Annotated in this window: 1 protein-coding gene; it reads right to left on the bottom strand. The window is 49.8% G+C overall.

Annotation, left to right across the window (positions count from 1 at the left end; all coding sequences use genetic code 11):
* Positions 1-218: 218 nt before the first annotated feature.
* Positions 219-728, bottom strand: a complete 510-nt coding sequence (locus ACOI7D_RS27810; protein WP_000129958.1) for an antirestriction protein ArdA — start codon at positions 726-728, stop codon at positions 219-221.
* Positions 729-825: the final 97 nt, after the last annotated feature.

The raw sequence follows: 825 nt of genomic DNA, 5'->3' as shown, positions 1-825 counted from the left end.
AGACGGGAACCGGCTCGATGCGCAGCACAGCAGAGCGGCCCCGAAGGGGTAACGCCCTGTGTGGCATCAGGATTTAGCGCAATGGCAGAACATGAGCTGGAGAGATCACCGGCAAGCAGCAGCAAAGGGGCGGCGCAGCCGCCCAGATGGCTGTTTGCCGATACCGGCGATTAATTAGAGCGGTGTTTAATATCCCCCGCGTGGCGGGGGACTAGGTTTCAGCAAGTCATGTTAAATACGTGTCCGTCATGTAAACTGAAATCCCCAATAAACAGATCCCGCGCATAGGCTACGATGTCAAAATATCGGGCTACGGATTCAGGAATTTCATTCAGTAGACCGCTATCATTCAGGTATTCCTCTGCAAAAGTTTCTTCGTCCTTAGCTTCGCCCATATAGGCATCTCTAAACAGGTCGAAATCAGTGCTATTAAACAGATCAACAAAGGCCACAAACGCCGCTTCGTTTCCTTCCTCGCGGGCTTGTTTAAAGCCGTTAATAAAATCCCAGTTGATATGGCACTCTGACGCCATATCAGACGGAATACCCTCCCAATCCTGGAACATAAATTCTGGATCAGCCTCATTTGCGTGTAACTCGCGGCAGCGCTCGTAAAACTCCTCTGAGCTATCAAAATCGGTCAGATCGAGCCAGGCTCCCGCAATGCTTCCGCAGTTGTATTTATGGTAAGTGCCAACATAAACAGAAGGGGTCGTAATATCAGTCATGGTGTACTCCTTAAAGCGCCGATACCGGCAATTTTTCGGGCGGCGGTATTGCCTCCCGATGATTTAATTATCGGTGATTACGCCTTTAAAGTCAATG

It is taken from the genome of Klebsiella sp. C360, assembly GCF_048822415.1.
Classification (GTDB): domain Bacteria; phylum Pseudomonadota; class Gammaproteobacteria; order Enterobacterales; family Enterobacteriaceae; genus Klebsiella; species Klebsiella quasipneumoniae.
The sequence above is the reverse complement of the archived record's forward strand: the minus strand, read 5'-3'. Positions and strand labels throughout refer to the sequence as shown.